We start from the raw sequence: 20,429 nt of genomic DNA, 5'->3' as shown, positions 1-20,429 counted from the left end.
GCCGCGAGCAGGTCGCTGCCCGTCACGTGCAGCGTATTGCCGGCACTGATGGACAAGTTGCCGTTGAGCGAGCCGATCGTGCTCGCGTTGTTCGTGACGCTCGATTCCTCATCCGTCGTCGCGAGCTTCTTGCTGCCGATCGATACCGACAGCCCCCCTCCCCCCATCAAGCCCGAGTGATGTTCCTCGTAGCTGCCCGACGACTGCATCGTGTCCTGCGTCGTCGTGATGGTCACGTCGTGCGCGGCACTGAGCGACACGTCGTTCGTCCCCACGACGGTGCTGCCCTTGACGTTCAGGTCCCGCCCGCTCGTGATCGTCACCGCGTCCGCCGAGATCGTGCTGCCGTCGGCCTGCGTGGTCGTCGTATCGCGCGTGCTCGCCTTGCTCGTGCTGCTCAGGAATCCCCCGTGGCTACCCGAACTGTAGCTATCGGACACGTGCGTCTCGGTCGCCGCGCCGATGTTCACGTCGCCGCCCGCCGCCAGCGTCGCAGTGCCCTTCGTCAGATCGATGCCGCTCCCGATCACGTTCAGGTCCTTGCCCGACACGAGGGTCAGGCTATCGCCGCTCGTGAGCGCCGTCCCCGTCACCGCATCGTCAGACGTGTGCAGCGACGTCGCATAAGCGCCGCGGCGGTCACTGCCCGAACTGTGACTATCCACCGTCGAGGTCGCGCTCGCCGCTTGCAGCGTCACGTTGCCGCCCGCCGCGATCGTGCCGCCGCCTCCCAGACTGAACGTCGCGCCGCTCGCCGTCAGATCGCCGCCCACCGCGATCGTGGACGCGCCGCCCACCTTCACGCTGCTGCCCGTGTCGCTCACGAGGTGCGTGTCGGAGAGCGCGCTCGGCAGCACCATCACCTTGGTCTCGCCGGTCTGCGCCACCCCCAGCGTCCAGTTGCCGCCGATGCTCATGCCCAGCGCGCCGCCCACGTTCAGCGCCGCCGCGTCCTGCTCGAAGTTCCCCCCGGTCACGATCGCCGCGTTGCCCGTCACGTTGATGCTCGCCAGCGGCCCGAGCGTCGAGGTATCCCGCGTCACACCGGCGCCGTTGACCTGGTGGAGCGTATTCACCGCGGTGCTCAAAGTCAGGTCCCCGCCCGCCTGCAGCGCCAGGCTGCCCGCGTTCACGGTCGCCGACGTGAGGTTCACGTTGCCCGCCGACACGAGCGACATCTGGCCGCCGCTTTGCAGCGTGCCGAACGAACTGTCGATGCTCTGCGCACTGAGCGCAAAGCTGTTGGCCGCCTTGATCGTGCCGCTGTTCGTCACCGACTGCGCGTTCTGCAAATCGAGGTCCGTCGCGGCGACGACCGGGCCATTGCCCATGTTTTCCTGGCTGGCTTTCGCCAGATAAACGACCGGCACGAGCACCGGCTGCCCGTCGACGACCTGCGTCTGCATGATCACGACGTTGCTCGTCAACTGCGCGACCTGTTCCGCCGACAGGCCCGCGCCCGGCGCCAGAGCGAGCGACTTCGCGAGTTGCGCGCCCAACGTCATCAGCGCCTGGAATTCATCCTGCGTGCTCGCGTAATTCGTCAGCACCGACTTGCCGGTCAGCGACAGAATCTGATCCTGCACGAGCTTCTGCTCGTAGAACCCGTCGCCCAGCCGCATCCGGATCAGGCCGGGGTTCATGCCCATCTGCTGGAAGTAGTAGTCGCTCGACAGCCACTGCTTCTGGTTCGTGAACGCCGGGTTGGTCTCGATCAGGTAGGGCGCGTTCGGGGCGCTATCCGCGTGGAAGAGCCCGCCCTGCGGCACCGTGAGGTTGTTCAGCACGTTGACCGCCGTCGCGGCCGCGATGATCGGATTGTTGAAGTTCGCCAGGCCGCTGCTGCCAACAACAGGGCCGCCCCGGAGCACGGCCACCGCCGTCGGACGCGTGCCGCCTGCACTGACGATCCCGCTCGCGGCACCGGCGCTCGTGCCCGACACCGTCTGCCCCGGCAGCAGTCCGAGCGGCTTCACCCCTGCGTTGCCGGCCGTATTGTTGATCGTCACACCCGTGCCGCTGATCGTGCCGCCCGCCGTGAAGGTGGACTCGTAGCTCGGCAGCGCATAGGTCCGAATATCCGCCGGCGCCGGTTGCGAGTAGCCGCCCGGATTGGCCGTCACGAACCCGGCATTGCCGAACGGCAGCTGCCAGTTGTGGATCGAATTGTCATAGTTGTTGTAGTGATATTCCCCCGAGTACGTGACCTGGACCTGGGGCGCCGTCTGGCCTGCCCAGCTGTTCTGGTCGAGCGTCTGGGGCGATGCGAGGTTGCCCGTGGCGGCCACCTGGCTCCAGTAGTTCTGGAACGTGCCGGACGACGACGCGTTCAGGTTGCCGCCGGCGAGAATCTGCGACTCGGGACTGGTGGAGGCGACCGTGTTGGCGACCGCGACGCCCGTATAGGTCGTGTACTGATACCCGCTGTTCCACTGGCCGCCGCCCCCTACCGGAATGGTGTATACACCGCCAATGAGGCCGACGAGGGCTGGATTGTTGGGCACGGTCCAGCCCACGTTCTGGCCGGCGCAGGCGGCCATGTGGAGGGCGGTGCAGCCGGACAGGCTGATGCCGAGGCTTTGCAGCAGGTTCGGATCGACCGACGACGTGAAGCCGGTGGTGGTCATCACGCGCCGGGTGTTCGTCACCTGGCTGGCGTGGATCTCCATGTCGCCGCCCGACTGGATCAGCGCGGACTGGTTCCGGATCAGGTTCGCGTTCGTGTAGTTGCCGCTCGCGTCCTTGCCACCTGCCAGGACGACCCTGCCGAGCCCGTAGATCGCGGTCGTCGCCTGGGTGTCGGTCGCCGTCGTGTCGTCCCGGTTCTCGATGTCGGGCGCGAGCAGCTCGAGCGTGCCGGCGCTGTCCGTCGCGCCGATCAGCGCGCTGGGGCCGAGATTGGACAGGGTCTGCGTGGCATTGAGCGACACGCTGCCGCCCACGATCGTGCCGGTATTCGTCAGCGTGTTCGACTGCGTGGTCAGGAGGCCCCCGGCCGCGAGCGTGCCGGAGTTCGTGATAGCGCCGGCGTTGACGGTCAGGCCGTTGACCGCCGTGAACGTACCGCTATTGCTGAACGTGCCCGGCAGCGTGAACGCGAGGTTGTTGCCCGCAGTGAAGCTATAGTTCGTCGAGGTGGTGAAATTCCCCTGCAGGTGCAGCGTGAGATTGTTCACCGCGCTGTACGAACCGCCGCTATATAGCGTGTTCGCGGTGACGGCCAGATTGCGCGATGCGTTGATCCGTCCGCTCCCATTGGTCAGGGTGCCCGTCGCGATCCCGACGTCGCCCGTGGTGTTCGCGGCATTGCCGATTTCCCCGCCGGAGTTATCGAAAGCGCTCGTGTTGATCTGCAGGTTCGCGCCGCTCACTTGGCCGCCCTGCGTGTTGGAAATCGACGCCGCGTTCAGCGTGACGCTTCCGTTGCCGCTGATCGAGCCCATGCCGGACACGCCGCCGGCATTGCTGTTCGTGATCTGGCTGCCGCCGTTGATCGTCGTCGCGCCGGTCCCGACGTTGGTGATCGCGCCTCCAGCGTTGTCGATCGACGTGGCGGTCAAGCTCAGTGTGCTGCCGGTCACGGCGCCGCCCGCGCCGATCACGCCGCCGGCATTGATCAGCTCGCCGCCGCTTGTCGCGGTGAGGCCGGTGCCCGACGACAGCTGGCCGTTCGTGTTATTCAGCGTTCCCTGGCCGGTCACGGACATCACGCCCTGCGAAGCCAGCGTGCCCCCGGTATTGTCGAGACTGCCAACCGACACCGATGCCTGACCGTTCGTCACGATCTTCCCGCCGACATTCGTCAGCGACCCCGCGCCGTTACCTGGATCGATCGTCAGCGTGCCGGTGCCTGCGTGCGTGATGGCGCCGCCGTTGTTGTTCAACGCGGCCGGGGCGATCGCGAGGTCCGTGCTGTTGGTCTGGATCGCACCGCCGCTGGAATTGTCGAGCGTGCCGGTCACGCCGAGCCCCATCGTGCCGGTCCCGAGCTGCGTGATGGAGCCGCCCTTGTTGGTCAGGTTCGTCGACGTGATGCTGAGCTGATTGGTGATGATCCGGCCATGGCTGTTGTCGAGCTGCGGAATCGACATCGACACCGCGTTGCCGCTCACGACGCCGCTCGCGTTCTTGAACGACGCGGCATTGGCCGTGACCGTCTGGGCGCTGAGCGTCCCGCTGCCGTTGTCGAGCGTGCCGCTGACGGTGGCATTCAACGCCTGCCCGGCCGTGATGCTGCCGCCGTTCGTCAGCGACGCGGCCTGTAGCGTGCCGTTGTCCGACGCGGCGATCGTGCCGTTGGTGTTCGTGATCGCCGCGCCGCTGGTGACGCTCAGATTCGCGTTCGATTCGAGCTGGCCGTTCGTGTTGTTCAGGGCGCCGCCGACTGTCGCGCTCAAGCCGGTCTGCGCGGTGATCGTGCCGCCCGTGTCGTCCACGCTGCCGGCCGACAGGTTGGCTTGCCCGTTGGTCACGATCTTGCCGCCGACGTTTGCGAGCGAACCCGCACCGCTGCCCGGCGTGATCGTCAGCGTGCCCGTGCCCGCATGGGTGATCGTCCCGCCGTCGTTGTTCAGCGTCGACGGCGCGAGCGTCAGGTCCGTGCTCTTGGTCTGAATGACGCCGCCATTCGAGTTGTCGAGCGTGCCGCTGACATTGACGCCCATCGCACCCGAGCCGAGCTGGGTCACGCTGCCGTTCTGGTTCGTCAGATTCGTGGCGATCACGTTGAGCTGATTCGCCGTGATCGTCCCGCTGCTGTTGTCGAGTTGCGGAATCGACAACGACACGGTGTTGGCGCTGATCGCCCCGCTTACGTTCTTCAGCGACGCGGCGTTGGCCGTCAGCGTCGCGCTGGTCATCGCGCCACCGCTGTCGTCGAGCGCGCCGGAAGTCGTGACGCCCAGATTCTGCGCGGCCGTGACCGTCCCGCTATTGGTCAGCGACGCGGCCTGGATCGCCGCGTTGCCGTTGCCGCCGATGACGCCGCCCATCGCGCCTTGCGCCGTCGTGCCCGCTGCGTTCGTGATCTGGCCGCTTGCCGTGAGCGTGAGGCCGTCGGCGTTCTGCGACACGATGCGCCCGCTCGTGTTCTGCACGTTCGCGCCCGACACGTTCACCGCACCGGCCGCTTCGACCCGGCCCGCGGTGTTGTCGATGTCGCCGCTCGACGTCACGCTGAGCGCCTGCGCCGACGTGATCGAGCCGGAGCGGTTCACGAGGCTCGCAGCCGCAATGGTCGCCGCGCCATTCGTGGCGATGCTGCCGTGGCTATCGTCGAGCGCGCCGGTCTGGACGCTCAACGCTCCCGTGCCGGCATGATTGATCGTCCCGTTCACGTTGGCCAGACTGGCCGATCGGATCGCGGCGGTTTGCCCGTTCGTCGTGACCGTGCCGCCGGTATTGTCGAACGCGCCCGATGCCGACAGTGTCGTGGCGAGCGTGCCCGTTTGCGACAGCGTGCCGCCGCGATTCGAAAGGGCGGCGGCCGACACGCTCAGCTGTGCGGCGCTCACCTGCCCCTGGTCGTTCGTGACGGTTCCTGCGGCGTTCGCGCTCAGGCTTCCTCCCGCCTGCAGCGCTGCGCCCGTATGCACGATGTTGCCCGTGTCGCCGCCCGCGCCCGTCGCCGTCAGGGAAACACCGCCCTTCGCCAAGGTTTGCGCGCCCGCCATGTTCAGGCTGCTGCCCGACAGGGCGAGATCGCCGCCCGCCATCTGCTGGCCGGTCGCGCTCACCGCTCCCGCGCCTGTCACCGAGAGGCTGCCGCTGCCGGTGACGTTGCCGTTCGCATCGATGCCCGCGCCAAGCGCGCCCGTCGCATTCACACCCGCGCCGCTCACGCTCGTGTTGCCGAGCGCGGCAAGCGTGCCGCTATTGGCGACCTGCCCCTGCGCGCTCACCGTCGCGTTCTGTGTGGCGTATAGCGAGCCGCTGTTCGACACGTCGCTCGCCGTCGAAATGCCCACGTTGCCGCTCGCGGTCGTCGTGCCCGTGAGCGTCACCTTGCCTTGGCTGCTCAGCGAGATGTCGCCCGCCTGCGCCTGCAGCGTGCCGGCCATGTTGACGCCGACGCCCGCCTCGGTGCCGACCAGCGTGATCTTGCCCGCGTACATCCCGCCGAGCTGCGCGACGTCGATGGCGACGCCCGGCGAATTGCCGTCCGGCGCGAGCGCCTGCGCGCTCAAGTCGTCATAGCGCACGTCGCTGGCGCCGGTGACGACGTTGAGCGCGCGGCCGGCCCACAGCTTGCCGTTGACCTGCACGCTGCGCGCGATCAGGTCGACCTGGTCGACATTGCTCGCGTTCAAGCCGCCGCTGTCGATCTGGATCTGGCCGCCGGTCACATGGAACGCATCGAGACTGCCGCTGCCGCCGAACACGGGCGTGCCCGTCGTGAGCACGCCGCGGCTCGTGTTGATGAACCCGCAGCCGTTGCAATAGATGCCGGCCGGATTCGCGATGACCACCTGCGCCTGCTGGCCGGCCACTTCGGTATAGCCGAGCAGTTGGCTGGTCCCGCCGCCCACCACCTGGTTGACGATGATGCGGGCGCTGCCCGACGCCAGATACGGATTGCCCGCCACGAGGCCCGCCTGCTGCGTCTGCACCGAGCCCGGCGAGTTGTTGAGGATGAGGCCTTGCTTGCCGACGTTGAAATTCGAATACACGTTGTTCGACACGCCCGCCCCGTTGGGCGTCGTGATCTGCACGATCGGCAAGCCGTTGGCCGTCGCGCCGACGGCCGGCTTGTTGGCGGGCGACGCCGAAGGCGAAGCTGCTACTTGAGCGTGCACCAGCACCGGCTGCATGCCGAAGACGCACAAGCCGGCGAAGACGATCTCGCGCATGTGCAGCATGTCGATGAAGCCCGCCGTGGCGGCCTTGGCGGCGCTCGCGCGCGGGCTGCCGGCCGAGCGCCCCTTGCCGAGGCTGCTGGCGGTCTCCTGCACGGCGACCCATAGTCCACGGGCTGCGTTGAAGATCACGCGATAGAGGAACCGGTTCATATCTGGAAGCTCACGCTGAAACCCGCAACCGGCCACCGGTTGGGAAACTGGGCGGGCTGATAGAGCGGGCCGCCGATGAACACGTCGTAATAGACGTTCTTGAAGGGACTGCCGCGCAGGCCCGCCACCGCGCCGGCCAGGCGCCGGCCCAAGAGGTTCTGCGCCTGCGGGCCGAACACCTCGCCGCCGTCGATGCCGATGTACAGCGTCTGGCCGGTTTGCAGGATCGGCACTTCGAGGTCGTTGCGCATGAAGACGCCCTTCTCGGCGGCCAGCATCGTGTCGCCGTCGAAGCCGCGCACCGTGTAGCGGCTGCCGATCGAGAAGTACTCGGTGGGGTAAAGGACGTTCGGCGAGTTCTGCGCGCGCACCGTCGCCGTATAGCGCAGCGGCAGCGAGCCGATCTGGAACGGCACGCTCAAGGTCGAGTCGAGCGTCTCGATGCCGTAGCGGTAGGTCGGCGCGCCGGGCAGGTCGCTTTGCGCGCCGAACCAGGGCACGCCCCAGCGATAGGCGATGGTGCTGTCCAGCTGCGCGGCGCCGAAATAGTGCTTGTGGACCCAGCCGACTTCGGCATAGCTGTTGTCGCGGTGCTGGACGTCGATCTCCGAGCCGTCGACGAACGCCTCGGCGAAGTACTTGCCGGTGCGGAATTCGATCGAGTTTTTCTGGACCTGGTTGCGGTAGAACAGGTACTCCGCCTTCACGTCGAACGTCTTCGACAAGCCGCTCGAGATGAACGTGGTGAACGCGCCGGCGATCTGCTGGTGGTAGTGGTACTGGTTCGCCGTCGCCGTGAAGGTCCAGTTGCCCCACGGGATCGAGTAGAACGCGCTGTCGCCGCGCGTGCCGTACTTGTCCGGATGACCGTTCGCGTCGTGGCTATAGCTGAGGTTGAACAGGTCCGAGAGGCCGAGCGGATTGACAATGGCGAAGTTCGCGCTGGCCTGCAGCTGGCCCGTCGACTTGAGGCCGCTGTCGTCGAGACTGAATGAGAGCGTCCACGGCTTGGTGCGCTTGACGGTGATGACGACGTCGCTTTCGCCGGTGGTTTGCCCCGGCACGATCTGCATGTCGACGTCCTGGTTCGTCACGCGCTTCATCTGCTCGAGTCCTTGCTCGAGGTCGCGCAGGTTCAGCAGGTTGCCGGCATGAGTCGGGAACGCGTTGCGCCAGATGCCGTAGGTCGACGGATCGGCAAAGCGGATCGCGCCGATCACGCCGGGGATCAGTTCGAGCGTGAGCTTGCCCGTCGACAGGTCTTGCGGCCCGATCACGACGCGCGTCGTCGTGTAGCCCTTCTCGAGAATCAGCGCGCCCAGACGATGGACGATCAGGTTGAGCCCTTCGCGGCCCACGCACTGGCCGCGGTAGCGCTGCAGGTAGTCCGTGGCGAACGCGAGCGCGCCCGGAAACAGCGGGTTCGGCGACAACGCGCGCGCGCCTGCGGCTTCCACCGCATCGCTGAGCCCCGTGGGAACCTCCAGCGCCAGCTGATCGACCTTGAAGCACGGCGACTCGACGGGCGCCTTGCCGTCGTCGGCCGCTTGCGGCTGCTTCTTCGGCTCGAGCTCGACGTTCGGCGCATTAAGCTGCCGCTCGCGCTCGATCGCCTGCTGCTGCGCGCGGCGGCGCTGCTCCTGCTCGTCGAACGCGCCCGTGCCCGACGCTTGGGCGTGCGCAACGCATGCATGCGCGACGACGAGCAGTGCGCCGCATGCGTGCGCCAGTCCCTTGAGATCCCGCGCCCCCGCGCGCGCGGAATGGGACCCAAAATGCGGCCAACCCCGGAGCCTGACGGCCTCAGGCTCACAACTTGGTTTCTTCATTGCTTCTTCTTGAATTCTTATTACGCGCCAGACGCCAAAGCGCCGCTCGAGACGCGTGAATTGTTTGACTCAACGGCAAAGCAGCGCCTAAGCAGCAGCTCCTAAGCGCGCGAATGCCATTGCGCAAACCAGCGACGAGTCAAACTCAAACTAAAAATCCGGACGACAGCGATCCAGGCATGCGCCTCGATCCTTGGGATCGCGCATGCCTTAATGCTTTTTTCGCGGAATGGTCCTGCTTGCGCTACCTGACCGGATGCGCTGCAACGGACGCGGAAAGAGGAACGAGCGCAGGCCTGCCGGCCTCGACGCTGAACGGTGCGGCGGTCGCGACGACTCTCAATATCGCGAACCGGGCGATGGCAATTGTTGTTGGCATTGTTAACCCCGAGCCATGAAAGCTATTTTTAATATTTACAGCAGCGACATTTCTGCTCTTGCATCGCAGGTGTCTATCGGTTGCCGTCTGTCGCCCTTGCGGGCGCTTTTGCACGGGTTTCCGATAGTCCACGCAACCTGTTCCGCATGAACTACATGGCGTATGTCGGCGGCAATGCCGTAATCTTTAGCAACTTTTCGTAATATCACCGCCTGAGATCTCTGGCCAGCGCACGCCCCCTCCTCCCCCGCAAACGCGCCGGACGCATATCCGCCGTATCCCGCCGCCTGCCATCGTGATCGCCGCCAACCGTCACCGTCACGACCACCCGCTTGTCGTCGCCCTGCCCGATCGCGCCATCTCGTGCGCCGGCGCCAGCCTTCATGAATCGTGTCTCTTCCATGCCTTTATCCTCGAACGTCAATCGGTTGATCCAACCATCACGCGCGCAGTGCAAAAAAAAGCGTCCCGCGAATCGCGGTCGAAAGACCGGATTCGGGGACGCCGTTGTCCTGCACCCTGTGACGATGCGGTGAAGCTCGCTGCCGTCACGCCGGATCGGCTTTGATCCGGCGCGTTGCTACCTTTCTTTGCTTCCCTTGTTAAGCCAGGGCCTTCGCCCCTTTGTCACTCACGCATCGCTTTCCACGCGCAACGCGGAGGCCGGCACCACACTCGCGACCGCCACGCCTTCCTTGGGCAGCGCCCATTCGAGCCAGCGCGCGCGATGCACGGCCACCAGTGCGAACGCCAGCGCCGACAAGCCGCCGAACGTCGCAAACCCCATCTGATAGCTGCCCGTGCTTTCCTTGGCGATGCCCATGATCACCGGCAGATAGAAGCCGCCGATGCCGCCGGCCGCGCCGATGATGCCGGACATCAAGCCGGTCTTGCCCACCCAGCGTTGCGGCACGAGCTGGAAAGTCGCGCCGTTGCCGAGGCCGAACAGCAGATACATGACCACGAGCAAGGCGATGCCGGCCGGCAGCGGCGGCATCCATGCCGCGAACGCGAAGTCGCACAGCGAGATGCCGGCCAGCAGGATCACGAGCGCGCGCACGCCGGAAATGCGGTCGGCAACGAGGCCGCCGATCGGGCGCACCAGCGCGCCGATGAACGCGAGCAGCGACATGAAGAGGCCCGCTTCGAGCTTCGGCAACTGGTAGAGCGAAATCAGCAGCGTGGTCACATACGAGGACATGCCGACGAACCCGCCGAACGTGATGCTGTAGACGAGCATCACGACCCACGTATCGCCCTCGACGAGCACGCCGCGGTAATGGCGCGGCAGCACGGCGATGGCGAGCAGCGCGCCCAGCACCGGCAGCAGCAGCACGCCGGTTTTTCCGGCTCCGAACACGCCTTCATGGACGAGGATCACCAGCGCGACGAGCCCCGCCAGCGTCACGATGAAGCTGCGGAACGCACCCGGCGCGCTGCCCGACTTCACGCCGAGATCCTTCGCCCAGAAGAACAAGGCGACCGCCGCGAGCGCGAGGAGCGGCAGCGCCGCGCCCGCCGCCTTGGCCCAGCCGAAATGCTCGGCGAGCCCAGGGAACATGAAGCCGTCGAGCACCGCGCCGATGTTGCCCGCTGCCGCGAGGCCGAGCACGAGGCCCTGGACCTTGGGCGGATAGTTGCTGCCGGCCATCGGCAGCGCCACCGCGAAGCTCGCGCCGCCGACGCCGAGGAACACGCCGAGCACGAGCAGCAGCGAATACGACGGCGCCACCGGCGAGAGCAGCAGCACGACCGGCGGAATCGCCGAGAGCAGCACGCCGAACAGCGCGACGCGGCGGCCGTCGTAAGCCTGGTAGAGGTTGCCGAGCGTCACGCGCAGGATGGCCGCGCCGAGCACCGGCACGGCGACGAGAAAGCCCTGCTCGGCGGGCGTCATCGCAATGTCCTTGTGGATGAACGGCGCGAGCGGGCCGAGCATCACCCACACGGTGAAGCCGGTATCGAAGTAGAGGAAACAGGCAAGCAGCGCGCGCCAGTTACCGCTCTTGAGCGAAGTCAGCAGGTGTTTCATGGGTCTCTCACACAGGGACGAAGGCTATTGAAAAGCGCGGCCGGCACTCGCGTGCCGGCTCTGCGGGATGGGACTGCCGGGGAGGCGTTTGGCGGACGCTTCGCGCGTGCCGCGAGTGTCGACCACGCTATGGATCAGCTGATCCATCTCCTTGATGATGTCGGCGAGGACCGTCGTGATCACCGCGAACTCGCGTCCGTATTGGCCCGCGCGCGCAGCCGCGATGCGCGCGTTGAGCGCGACGATGTTGGCCTGCATCGAGATGCTGCTCAGCTGCTCGGCGATCTCGGCCTGACGCTTGAGCGCCGCCGCTTCGATGCCGCGCATCTCGTTCTGATACGCGAGCGTGAGCTGCTGCAGCAGCTCGAGCAGCGGCGTGGCCTGCGCGACGAGCGCGTCGACCTGCTCGCCGGCGGACGCGGCGTTCGATTCGAGGCACGCGAGCGCCTCCGTGGTGTGCACGATGAACCGCCGGATATGGTCGTCCGCGCGCGCGGCGCCGAAATAGAGTTCCTTGAGCGCGTCGGAAAACACACCCGGCAAGTGCGCATTGCCGCCGACGAGATCCGCATGCGCCTTGGCGAATGTGGCGAGGCAGTCTCTTGCGACCGCGAGCGCGGCCCCGTCGCCGCGCGACGCGAGCAGCACGTGCAGCACGATCCGTTGCGAGAGCATCCGCTGCCGGCCGGATACGTTGATCAGCTCGCCGATCACTTGCCCGGAGACTTCGTCGTGACTGTAGGGTGTCCTTCGATTCATGGTTTGAAGCGGTTCTCTCGCGGCTGTCGATGGAGCACGCGAGGCGCTCCGCCGACAGCACAAAAAAAAGCGTCCCGAAGCAACTCCGCCCGGACCGGTTGCTCGGTCAGCGCAAGAGTCGCTTCGGGACGCCGTTGCCCCGTTAGCCGCACACAAAAGCAGCTAATAAGTCGTAAATACGTCAAGACCGCCGTTGGCCTTGCGGCGACTTAATGCAATAGGCGTGCCAGCCCGGTCTGGGGGCGTCGGGAGCCGAAGCTACGGGGACAAACGAGGGCGTGAGCGCCGCAGGAACCAGACCTTCGCGGTGCGGAAGGGATGGTGTTGGTGCAAGCCCGTGATGCAGCGCACCATGATCGCGCGCTTAGCTTGTCGCGTTATCGCCGTCTCACCTTCGTTGGGACGGCGGCACGACCGAAGTCGCGCTGCTGCCCTTGCTGATGGGCGGACTCAGGCCGGGTGTGCGCCAGACGCTGGCGAAGGTGGGGGAGCAGACGCGGGAGATCCTGGGACGTCTCACGGGCCGCGGAGCGTCTGAGACGCCTTGGAAGCTGTTGAGACATTAGTTAAACCAAGGCTTGAGGCGCGTCCAGCAAATCAAGGCGCAAGCTAACGAGAGGAAAGCCTCGTGGATATGAGCGTAGCGTTCATAGCGAATCTTCAGGCGTCGAAACGAGTGAAGCCAGGCAATCGAGCGCTCAACTTGCCAACGCGTTTTGCCGAGTCCGCTGCCATGGGGCGAGCCAATTTTTGCGAGCAAGGGCGTGATGCCACGTTCGCGCAAGCGCTGCCGATGTGGCTCGGAACTGTAGCCCCGGTCGCCCTGAACGATTTGCGGCTTGTGCAGGGGACGCCCCCGTTTGCCCCGGATATGTGGAATGGCCTGGACCAGTGCATCGAGCTGCGTAATGTCGTGGCGGTTTGCGCCGGTCAGGATGACCGCCAGCTCGGCGCGAATTGACGAGCTGTCGACGATGGCACGCGTTAAATCGATTTCGCCACGGCGGCGCAGTTCGGCCAGCAGCGTTTCGTGGATACGTTGCCAGACACCGGCCTTCTGCCATGCGACCAGCCGTCGCCAGCAGGCTGTGCCTGAACCGCAACCCATTTCCTGCGGCAGCAGGTTCCACGCAATGCCCGAGCGCAGCACGAACACGATGCCGGTCATTGCGGCCCGCATATTGGTGATTGCGCAGTGCTTGCGCGGGCAGAAGCGGTTCGATGAGTGACCACCGTGTTCAATCAGGATACCTCGCGCTTTCCGATGCCATGGATGCCGTCTTTCAGTGCATCCCTTCTATAAGGCCTTGCGCGCCATCCACAGGTTGCCCAGCGCAAACAGTGTTGTGATCTGGGCGGTGTTCTTCTTCAAGCCACGATATCGCGTCTTCGTGTAGCCCAATTGCCGCTTGAGGATGCGGAACGGATGTTCGACCTTGGCACGAACATCATCAGTCGTTCAATCTGATCGAATATCGCGTCCACTCGATCACTCAGGTCGAGCTTCCTGCGTCTGCCAGGCCTCATTGCAACGTGCCAGCGCACCGCCCCGCTTTTGCAGCGCTTTTCGATACCCTGATAGCCCGCATCGGCATACACATCCGCTTCTTCACCGTGCAGCTGTGCTTCGGCCGCGCTGATGAGCGGACCATAAGAAGGCTTATGGCGCACACCCCTCTTGCGGCATCGCACCATGCCGCTTCATTGAGGAAAGTCTTATCTTGAGCCACGGCTATTTCGCGACGTAGAATCGGTTTCACCCCGGCTTCTAGAGTGAATCCGTTCCATGACCCCGCTCATTTCCGTCAAGAAGCTCAGCAAAAGCTTTCCCGGCGTGAGAGCGCTTCACGAAGTGCAATTCGAGCTCATGGCGGGCGAAATCCATGCGCTGATGGGCGAGAACGGCGCCGGCAAATCGACGCTGATGAAAATCCTCGCCGGCGTCTACACGCGCGATACCGGCGACATCCTCCTCGACGGCCAGCCCGTCGCGTTCCAGAGCCCGCGCGAGGCGCAAGCGATGGGTGTGGGCATCATTCATCAGGAACTCCAACTGATGAACCACCTGAGCGTCGCCCAGAACATCTTCATCGGCCGCGAGCCGCGCGGGCGTCTTGGCCTGTTTCTCGACGAAGACAAACTCAATGCCCAAGCGCGCGACATTCTCGCCCGCATGCATGTGAAGCTCGATCCGCGGGCCGTGGTCGGCACGCTCACCGTCGCCAAGCAGCAGATGGTCGAGATCGCCAAGGCCTTGTCCTTCGATTCGCGCGTCCTGATCATGGACGAGCCGACCTCGGCGCTCAACGACGCCGAGATCGCCGAGCTCTTCCGCATCATCCGCCAGTTGAAAGAGCGCGGCGTCGGCGTGATCTACATTTCCCACAAGATGGACGAGCTCAAGCAGATCTCGGACCGCGTCACCGTGCTGCGCGACGGCGAATATGTGGCCACCGTCGCCACCCCGGACACCAGCGTCGAAGCGATCATCGGCATGATGGTGGGTCGCACGCTGACCGACGTCACGCCGCCCAACAGCGCCGCGGACAAAGGCGACGTCGCGCTCGAAGTCAGGCATCTGAACGCCGGGCCGCTCGTCAAGAACGTGAGCTTCACGCTGCACAAGGGCGAGATCCTGGGCTTCGCCGGCTTGCTGGGCGCCGGCCGTACCGAGGTCGCCCGCGCCGTGTTCGGCGCGGATCCGGTCGAGTCGGGCGAAATCGTCGTGAAGGGCGCCAAGGCGAAGATCAGAAAGCCGAGCGACGCGGTGGCGCACGGCATAGGCTATCTCTCGGAGGACCGCAAGCGCTTTGGCCTCGCGACCGGCATGGACGTCGAGTCGAACATCGTGATGTCCAACCTGAGCAAGTTCCTGTCGCTCAACTTTTTCCTGCGGCGCGCGCAAATACGCCGGACCGCCAGCCATTTCATCAAGCTGCTCGCCATTCGCACGCCCTCCGCGACGCAACAGGTGCGGCTGCTGTCGGGCGGCAATCAGCAGAAAATCGTGATCGCCAAATGGCTCGAGCGCGACTGCGACGTGCTGTTCTTCGACGAGCCGACGCGCGGCATCGACGTCGGCGCCAAGAGCGAAATCTACAAACTCCTGCGCTCGCTCGCCGGGCAAGGCAAGGCGATCGTGATGATCTCGTCGGAGCTGCCGGAAATCCTGCGCATGAGCGACCGCGTCGTCGTCATGTGCGAAGGCCGCATCACCGGCGAGCTTTCCGCCATGGACGCCACGCAGGAGCGCATCATGCAGCTGGCGACGCAACGCGAAACCTTGAAGGCGGCATGAGCCGCGAGAGGCGTATTACATGACACAGCCATCGGACACTTCGGCACTCGCGAGCGAGAGACGCTCATCCGGCCTGAGAGCCCGCATCTTTGCGCCAAATGCGCTGCAGAAAATGCTCGCGTTCGCGAGCCTGCTGCTGCTGCTGGTCTTTTTCAGCTTCGCCTCGTCCGCGTTCATGCAGATGGACAACATCCTCGGCATCCTGCAGGCGACGGCGGTCAACGGCGTGCTGGCGATCGCCTGCACGTTCGTCATCATCACGGGCGGCATCGACTTGTCGGTCGGCACGCTGATGACCTTCACCGCCGTCATTTGCGGCGTGTTTCTCACTTATTGGCATTTGCCGATGTGGACCGGCGTCATCGCGGCGATCGGGACGGGCACGATCTGCGGCACGGTTTCCGGCACCCTCACCGCGAAAATGAAGATCCCGCCCTTCATCGCCACGCTGGGCATGATGCTGCTGCTCAAAGGCCTTTCGCTCGTCGTCTCGTCCGACCAGCCGATCTATTTCAACGACACCGAAAATTTCTACATGATCTCGCAGGATTCGCTGATCGGCCGCATCCTGCCCAGCGTGCCCGTGCCGAACGCGGTCCTGATCCTGTTCCTGCTCGCGATCGCGAGCTCGATCGTTCTCAATCGCACGGCGCTGGGCCGCTATACGTTCGCGCTCGGCAGCAACGAAGAGGCGGTGCGCCTCTCCGGCGTGAACGCCGATCGCTGGAAGATCGCCATTTACGCCTTGGGCGGCGCGATTTGCGGCGTCGCCGGGCTGCTCATCGCCTCGCGCCTGAATTCGGCCCAGCCGGCGCTGGGCCAAGGCTACGAGCTCGAAGCGATCGCCGCCGTGGTGATCGGCGGCACCTCGTTGAGCGGAGGCTCGGGCACGGTGCTTGGCACCATCATCGGCGCGTTCATCATGAGCGTGCTGACCAACGGCCTGCGCATCCTGTCCGTCGCCCAGGAATGGCAGATCGTGGTGACGGGCCTGATCATCATTCTCGCGGTCTATGCCGACATATTGCGGCGCAAAAAAAGCTGACGCTATCCGCGGCAACGACAGCAACAAGATCAAGAAATGGGAGCGCCTCACTGCTCCCCCAACGGCTGGAGGTAGGCCCACCTTAGGAGGAAGACCCATGTTGAAAAGAAAACTCATCAGCGTTGCGATCGGCGTTGGCGCACTTGTCGGCGCAACGAGTCTTGCCCTTGCGGACGAGCCGTACATCCCGCTCATTTCCAAAGGCTTCCAGCACCAGTTCTGGCAGGCGGTGAAAGCCGGCGCGGAACAGTCGGCGAAAGAGCACAACGTCAGGATCACCTTCGAGGGCCCGGAAACCGAGGCCATGGTCGACAAGCAGATCGACATGCTCTCGGCCGCGCTCGCCAAGAAGCCCCAGGCGCTCGGCATCGCCGCGCTCGACAGCAAGGCGGCCATCCCGCTCCTGAAGCGGGCGCAGACCGACAAGATACCGGTCATCGCCTTCGACTCCGGCGTCGACAGCAACATTCCGCTGACGACCTGCGCGACGGACAACCTTGCCGCCGCCGCGCTGGCCGCCGACAAGATGGCCGAGATGATCGGCGATTCCGGCGAAGTCGGCGTGATCGTGCACGACCAGACGAGCCGCACCGGCATCGACCGCCGCGACGGCTTCCTCAACGAGATGAAGTCGAAGCATCCGAACGTCAAGATCGTCTCCGTTCAGTACGGCGGCGGCGACCACTTGAAGTCGGCGGAAATCGCCAAGGCGATGATCCAGGCCAATCCCAGCATCAAGGGGATGTTCGGCGCCAATGAAGGCTCGGCGGAAGGCGCGGCGATCGGCGTCAAGGAATCGGGCAAGAAGCTCGTGCTGATCGGCTACGACTCGGGCAAGGAGCAGAAAGAAGACATCATGTCGGGCCTGATGGCCGGCGCCATTACGCAGAATCCGGTCGGCATCGGCAAGTGCGTCGTCGACTCCGCGGTGAAGGCGCTCAAGGGCGAGAAGCTGCCCAAGAAAGTCGATACGGGCTTCTATTGGTATGACAAGACCAATATGAACGACCCCAAGATCGCGGCCGTGCTTTACGACTGACCGCCTTCAGCGTGGCGAAAGAGGAAGGGTCGCGGCCCTTCCTCTTCTTTCCGTCGTTCCGGGGGGAATGCTCAGATGACCACGATCACGAGGCTGTCCGTTCGCGACATCCGGTTTCCGACCTCGCGCTCGCTCGACGGCTCGGACGCGATGAACGCCGCGCCCGATTACTCCGCCGCCTATGTGACGCTCGAAACCGATTCTCCAAAGGGGCTCACAGGGCAAGGCCTCACCTTCACGATCGGACGCGGCAACGAAATTTGCGTGAGCGCGGTGCACGCGCTTGCCCCGCTGATCGTCGGCAAGACGCTCGAGGATATCGCGGCGGACATGGGCGCATTCTGGCGCGCGATGACCTCGGACAGCCAATTGCGATGGATCGGCCCGGACAAGGGCGCGATTCACCTGGCGACGGCCGCTGTCGTGAATGCGGCCTGGGACCTGTGGGCGAGAGCGGAAGGCAAGCCGGTGTGGAAGCTGCTCGTCGACATGAGCCCGGAAGCGCTCGTGCGCTGCCTCGATTTCCGCTATGTGACCGATGCGATCACCCCGCACGAAGCCATCGCGATGCTGCATCGTCATGCGAACACCAAGGGCAAGCGGGAAAAGGACATGCTCGCGCACGGCTATCCGGCCTATACGACTTCGGCGGGCTGGCTAGGCTACGACGACGACAAGATCCGCCGGCTCGCACGCGAAGGGGTCGCGCAGGGATGGACGCATTTCAAGCAGAAAGTGGGCGGAAATCTCGAAGAGGACGTGCGGCGAGCCCGCATCCTGCGAGAAGAAATCGGCGAGAGCCGCAAGCTGATGATGGACGCGAACCAGGTGTGGGACGTCGATGAAGCGATCGCGAACATGCGGCGCCTGGCGGAATTCGATCCGTGGTGGATCGAGGAGCCCACGAGCCCCGACGACATTCTCGGCCATGCGGCCATTCGGCAGCGGCTGCGTCCGATCGGCGTCGCGACCGGCGAGCACTGCCAGAACCGCGTGATGTTCAAGCAGCTGCTGCAGGCGAACGCCATCGACTTCTGCCAGGTGGACAGCTGCCGCCTGGGCGGCTTGAACGAAGTGATCGTGGTGCTGCTGATGGCGGCGAAATACGGCGTGCCCGTGTGTCCGCATGCGGGCGGCGTCGGCTTGTGCGAGTACGTTCAGCACATTTCCCTGTTCGACTATATCTGCGTGTCGGCGTCGCTGGAAAACCGGGTGCTCGAATACGTGGATCATCTGCATGAGCATTTCGTCGATCCGGTCGTGATTCGCAACGGGCGGTATATGCCGCCGCAACGGCCCGGCTATAGCATCGAAATGCATGCGGCATCGCTCGACCGGTATTGCTTTCCTGATGGGCCGGTCTGGCGCGCCTGATCGGAAAGAATCAACGCACGTTACTTTCGAGGACCGGCAAGTGAATCTCAAGGTCGATGAATTTCTAGGCAACGCCAAAAAGTGGCGGGAAGAATTCGAGCAATTGCGGGCGATCATTCTCGACTGCGCGTTGACCGAGGAATTGAAGTGGGGTGTTCCTTGCTATACGTTCGACGCCAAAAACGTAGTCTTGATGCATGGGTTCAAGGAGTACTGCGCGCTCCTGTTCATCAAGGGTGCTTTGCTGAAGGACGCCAAGGGCATTCTGATCACGCAAACGGAGAACGTGCAGGCAGGACGCCAGATACGGTTCACCAGCGCTTCGGAAATCACCAAGCTGAAAGCGGTCTTGAAGTCCTATATCCGCGAAGCCATCGAAGTCGAAAAAGCCGGCTTGAAGGTCCCGCACAAAAAGACCGAGGATTTCGCCATCGCCGAAGAATTCAAAAATAAATTGGATGACATTCCCGCATTGAAGACGGCGTTCGAATCGTTGACGCCGGGGCGGCAACGCGCTTACCTTCTGCATTTTTCCGCGCCAAAACAATCCAAAACCCGCGAGTCAAGGATCGAGAAATGCATGCAGCAGATTCTCGACGGCAAGGGGCTGGACGATCGGTAGATTCGAAGCTCACGCGCTGATCTGCACACGCCCGTTCACCACCGCGACGCGCGCGCCGCCGTTCAGGGACACGGCGGCCGGGCCGTGACCGAAGGGATGCACGGGCAGATCGGTCTGCCGCCACGCATGGCGCTTGAGCAGTTCGCCGTAGCCTCCGATCACGAAGCCGCTGCACTTGCTGCGGTAGGCGTCGCGCCGCATGCGGTACGCACGCGGCAGATGGAACCACGGCAATTCGGGCAGATCGTGATGCACGAGGTGGTAGTTGTTGTTCAAATACAGGAGCCGCATCAGCGGCCCTGCTTCGTTGATGACGATCCGCGCCTTGGGATGCGGCGCCGCACGGTGCTCGTAGAGCGAGCGCACCATCGCGAGACCGAGCGCCGGCCACGCCACGGCAAGCAGGTAATACCACCAAGGCACGCCGGCATACCGTTGCACACAGGCAAGCAGCACGGCCACGGCCGCAATGTGACCAACCCACATCGCGCCATGCCGCCCGTCGCCGCGCCGCAGCGCCTGCCATGCTTTCAGCAGCATGGCGCCGACGCTCATCGGCGGCCCGATCACGATGCGTCCGAGGAAGGTCTTGCGCGCATGCCACAGCGCACGCCGCCAGCGCGGCATCCGCGACCACTGTTCGCGCAGCACGTAGTTGGTCTCCGGATCGAAGCCCGGAACGGTCAGCGCCTCGTCGCGGTGGTGCTTCAGATGGTTTTCCCGATAGAGCGTGTACGGAACCCAGATCGCGAGCGGCGGCCAGCCGAGCAGTTTGTTCAGCCAGGGCCAGCGCGTCGGGTGCCCGTGCAATAGCTCGTGCTGCAGCGACATGTACCACGCGCACAGCACGATGAGCAGCGGCGTGCCCGCTGCAAGCGGCAAGCGCCCCGCCCCCAGGAGCCACAGCACGCTCACCCAGCCGCCATAGATCACGGCGATCAGCAGCCAGGTCGGCCACTCCGTTCGTGTGGTGAAGCTCGTCTTGAGCGCCGCGATCTCGCGCGCGTGGTCTACATCGAAATACTCGGCCATGTTCGTTTCGTTG

The 20,429-nt window shown here is 64.7% G+C and carries 12 protein-coding genes and 2 pseudogenes; 6 read left to right on the top strand and 8 right to left on the bottom strand.

What is annotated here, in order from left to right; translation table 11 throughout:
• A partial coding sequence (locus tag FAZ69_RS21235) for a two-partner secretion domain-containing protein (RefSeq protein ID WP_136897048.1) occupies window positions 1-7,007 on the bottom strand: 7,007 nt, incomplete at its 3' end.
• Window positions 7,004-8,836, bottom strand: coding sequence for a ShlB/FhaC/HecB family hemolysin secretion/activation protein (locus tag FAZ69_RS21230; protein ID WP_169708713.1), 1,833 nt, complete (start codon window positions 8,834-8,836; stop codon window positions 7,004-7,006). The genes FAZ69_RS21230 and FAZ69_RS21235, both read right to left, overlap by 4 nt.
• Before the next feature lie 113 nt (window positions 8,837-8,949).
• Between FAZ69_RS21230 and FAZ69_RS21225 the strand changes: the two genes are divergently transcribed.
• A complete protein-coding gene (locus tag FAZ69_RS21225; RefSeq protein ID WP_136897047.1) occupies window positions 8,950-9,234 on the top strand; it encodes a hypothetical protein in 285 nt (94 codons plus the stop codon).
• Between the two features lie 186 nt (window positions 9,235-9,420).
• Here FAZ69_RS21225 and FAZ69_RS21220 read toward each other — a convergent pair whose 3' ends face one another.
• From FAZ69_RS21220 to FAZ69_RS21200, 5 genes and pseudogenes are all read right to left on the bottom strand, one after another.
• Complete coding sequence (locus FAZ69_RS21220) at window positions 9,421-9,639, bottom strand: hypothetical protein (protein WP_136897046.1); 219 nt, start codon at window positions 9,637-9,639, stop codon at window positions 9,421-9,423.
• A gap of 207 nt (window positions 9,640-9,846) precedes the next feature.
• Window positions 9,847-11,247 carry an MFS transporter gene (locus FAZ69_RS21215; protein WP_136897045.1) on the bottom strand — a complete coding sequence of 467 codons (1,401 nt, stop codon included), beginning with the start codon at window positions 11,245-11,247 and terminating at the stop codon, window positions 9,847-9,849.
• Between the two features lie 24 nt (window positions 11,248-11,271).
• Window positions 11,272-12,006, bottom strand: coding sequence for a methyl-accepting chemotaxis protein (locus FAZ69_RS21210; protein WP_136897044.1), 735 nt, complete (start codon window positions 12,004-12,006; stop codon window positions 11,272-11,274).
• A 562-nt stretch (window positions 12,007-12,568) separates the two neighbouring features.
• A pseudogene (locus tag FAZ69_RS21205) lies at window positions 12,569-13,229 on the bottom strand (transposase).
• A gap of 74 nt (window positions 13,230-13,303) precedes the next feature.
• Window positions 13,304-13,456: pseudogene (locus FAZ69_RS21200) on the bottom strand (transposase); the annotation flags it as partial.
• A gap of 336 nt (window positions 13,457-13,792) precedes the next feature.
• Here FAZ69_RS21200 and FAZ69_RS21195 point away from each other — a divergent pair.
• The 5 genes from FAZ69_RS21195 (at window position 13,793) to FAZ69_RS21175 (ending at window position 19,384) form a co-directional block, all read left to right on the top strand.
• The gene (locus FAZ69_RS21195; RefSeq protein WP_136897043.1) at window positions 13,793-15,304 is read left to right on the top strand and encodes a sugar ABC transporter ATP-binding protein; all 1,512 of its coding nucleotides are present in this window, start codon (window positions 13,793-13,795) and stop codon (window positions 15,302-15,304) included.
• Between the two features lie 19 nt (window positions 15,305-15,323).
• A complete protein-coding gene (locus FAZ69_RS21190; protein WP_136897042.1) occupies window positions 15,324-16,349 on the top strand; it encodes an ABC transporter permease in 1,026 nt (341 codons plus the stop codon).
• Between the two features lie 97 nt (window positions 16,350-16,446).
• Entirely contained in the window at window positions 16,447-17,388 is a 942-nt protein-coding gene (locus FAZ69_RS21185; protein ID WP_136897041.1) for an ABC transporter substrate-binding protein, read from the top strand.
• Between the two features lie 75 nt (window positions 17,389-17,463).
• Window positions 17,464-18,762, top strand: coding sequence for an L-fuconate dehydratase (locus FAZ69_RS21180; protein WP_136897040.1), 1,299 nt, complete (start codon window positions 17,464-17,466; stop codon window positions 18,760-18,762).
• 40 nt (window positions 18,763-18,802) lie between these two features.
• Window positions 18,803-19,384: a YdeI/OmpD-associated family protein gene (locus tag FAZ69_RS21175; RefSeq protein WP_240702386.1), complete on the top strand. Its 582-nt coding sequence runs from the start codon at window positions 18,803-18,805 to the stop codon at window positions 19,382-19,384.
• 9 nt (window positions 19,385-19,393) lie between these two features.
• Here the strand turns inward: FAZ69_RS21175 and FAZ69_RS21170 are convergent, their stop codons facing one another.
• Complete coding sequence (locus FAZ69_RS21170) at window positions 19,394-20,416, bottom strand: fatty acid desaturase (RefSeq protein ID WP_136897039.1); 1,023 nt, start codon at window positions 20,414-20,416, stop codon at window positions 19,394-19,396.
• Window positions 20,417-20,429 lie beyond the last annotated feature (13 nt).

This window comes from Trinickia terrae (assembly GCF_005144415.1).
Classification (GTDB): domain Bacteria; phylum Pseudomonadota; class Gammaproteobacteria; order Burkholderiales; family Burkholderiaceae; genus Trinickia_A; species Trinickia_A terrae.
This window is presented reverse-complemented; position numbering and strand designations above follow the sequence as displayed.

What these genes read in the sequence shown, in the direction of transcription:
- FAZ69_RS21180 (WP_136897040.1), top strand. Translation starts at nt 17,464, where the DNA reads ATGACCACGATCACGAGGCTGTCCGTTCGCGACATCCGGTTTCCGACC.
- FAZ69_RS21230 (WP_169708713.1), bottom strand. Translation starts at nt 8,836, where the DNA reads ATGAAGAAACCAAGTTGTGAGCCTGAGGCCGTCAGGCTCCGGGGTTGG.
- FAZ69_RS21170 (WP_136897039.1), bottom strand. Translation starts at nt 20,416, where the DNA reads ATGGCCGAGTATTTCGATGTAGACCACGCGCGCGAGATCGCGGCGCTC.
- FAZ69_RS21185 (WP_136897041.1), top strand. Translation starts at nt 16,447, where the DNA reads ATGTTGAAAAGAAAACTCATCAGCGTTGCGATCGGCGTTGGCGCACTT.
- FAZ69_RS21215 (WP_136897045.1), bottom strand. Translation starts at nt 11,247, where the DNA reads ATGAAACACCTGCTGACTTCGCTCAAGAGCGGTAACTGGCGCGCGCTG.
- FAZ69_RS21210 (WP_136897044.1), bottom strand. Translation starts at nt 12,006, where the DNA reads ATGAATCGAAGGACACCCTACAGTCACGACGAAGTCTCCGGGCAAGTG.
- FAZ69_RS21225 (WP_136897047.1), top strand. Translation starts at nt 8,950, where the DNA reads ATGCCATTGCGCAAACCAGCGACGAGTCAAACTCAAACTAAAAATCCG.
- FAZ69_RS21190 (WP_136897042.1), top strand. Translation starts at nt 15,324, where the DNA reads ATGACACAGCCATCGGACACTTCGGCACTCGCGAGCGAGAGACGCTCA.
- FAZ69_RS21195 (WP_136897043.1), top strand. Translation starts at nt 13,793, where the DNA reads ATGACCCCGCTCATTTCCGTCAAGAAGCTCAGCAAAAGCTTTCCCGGC.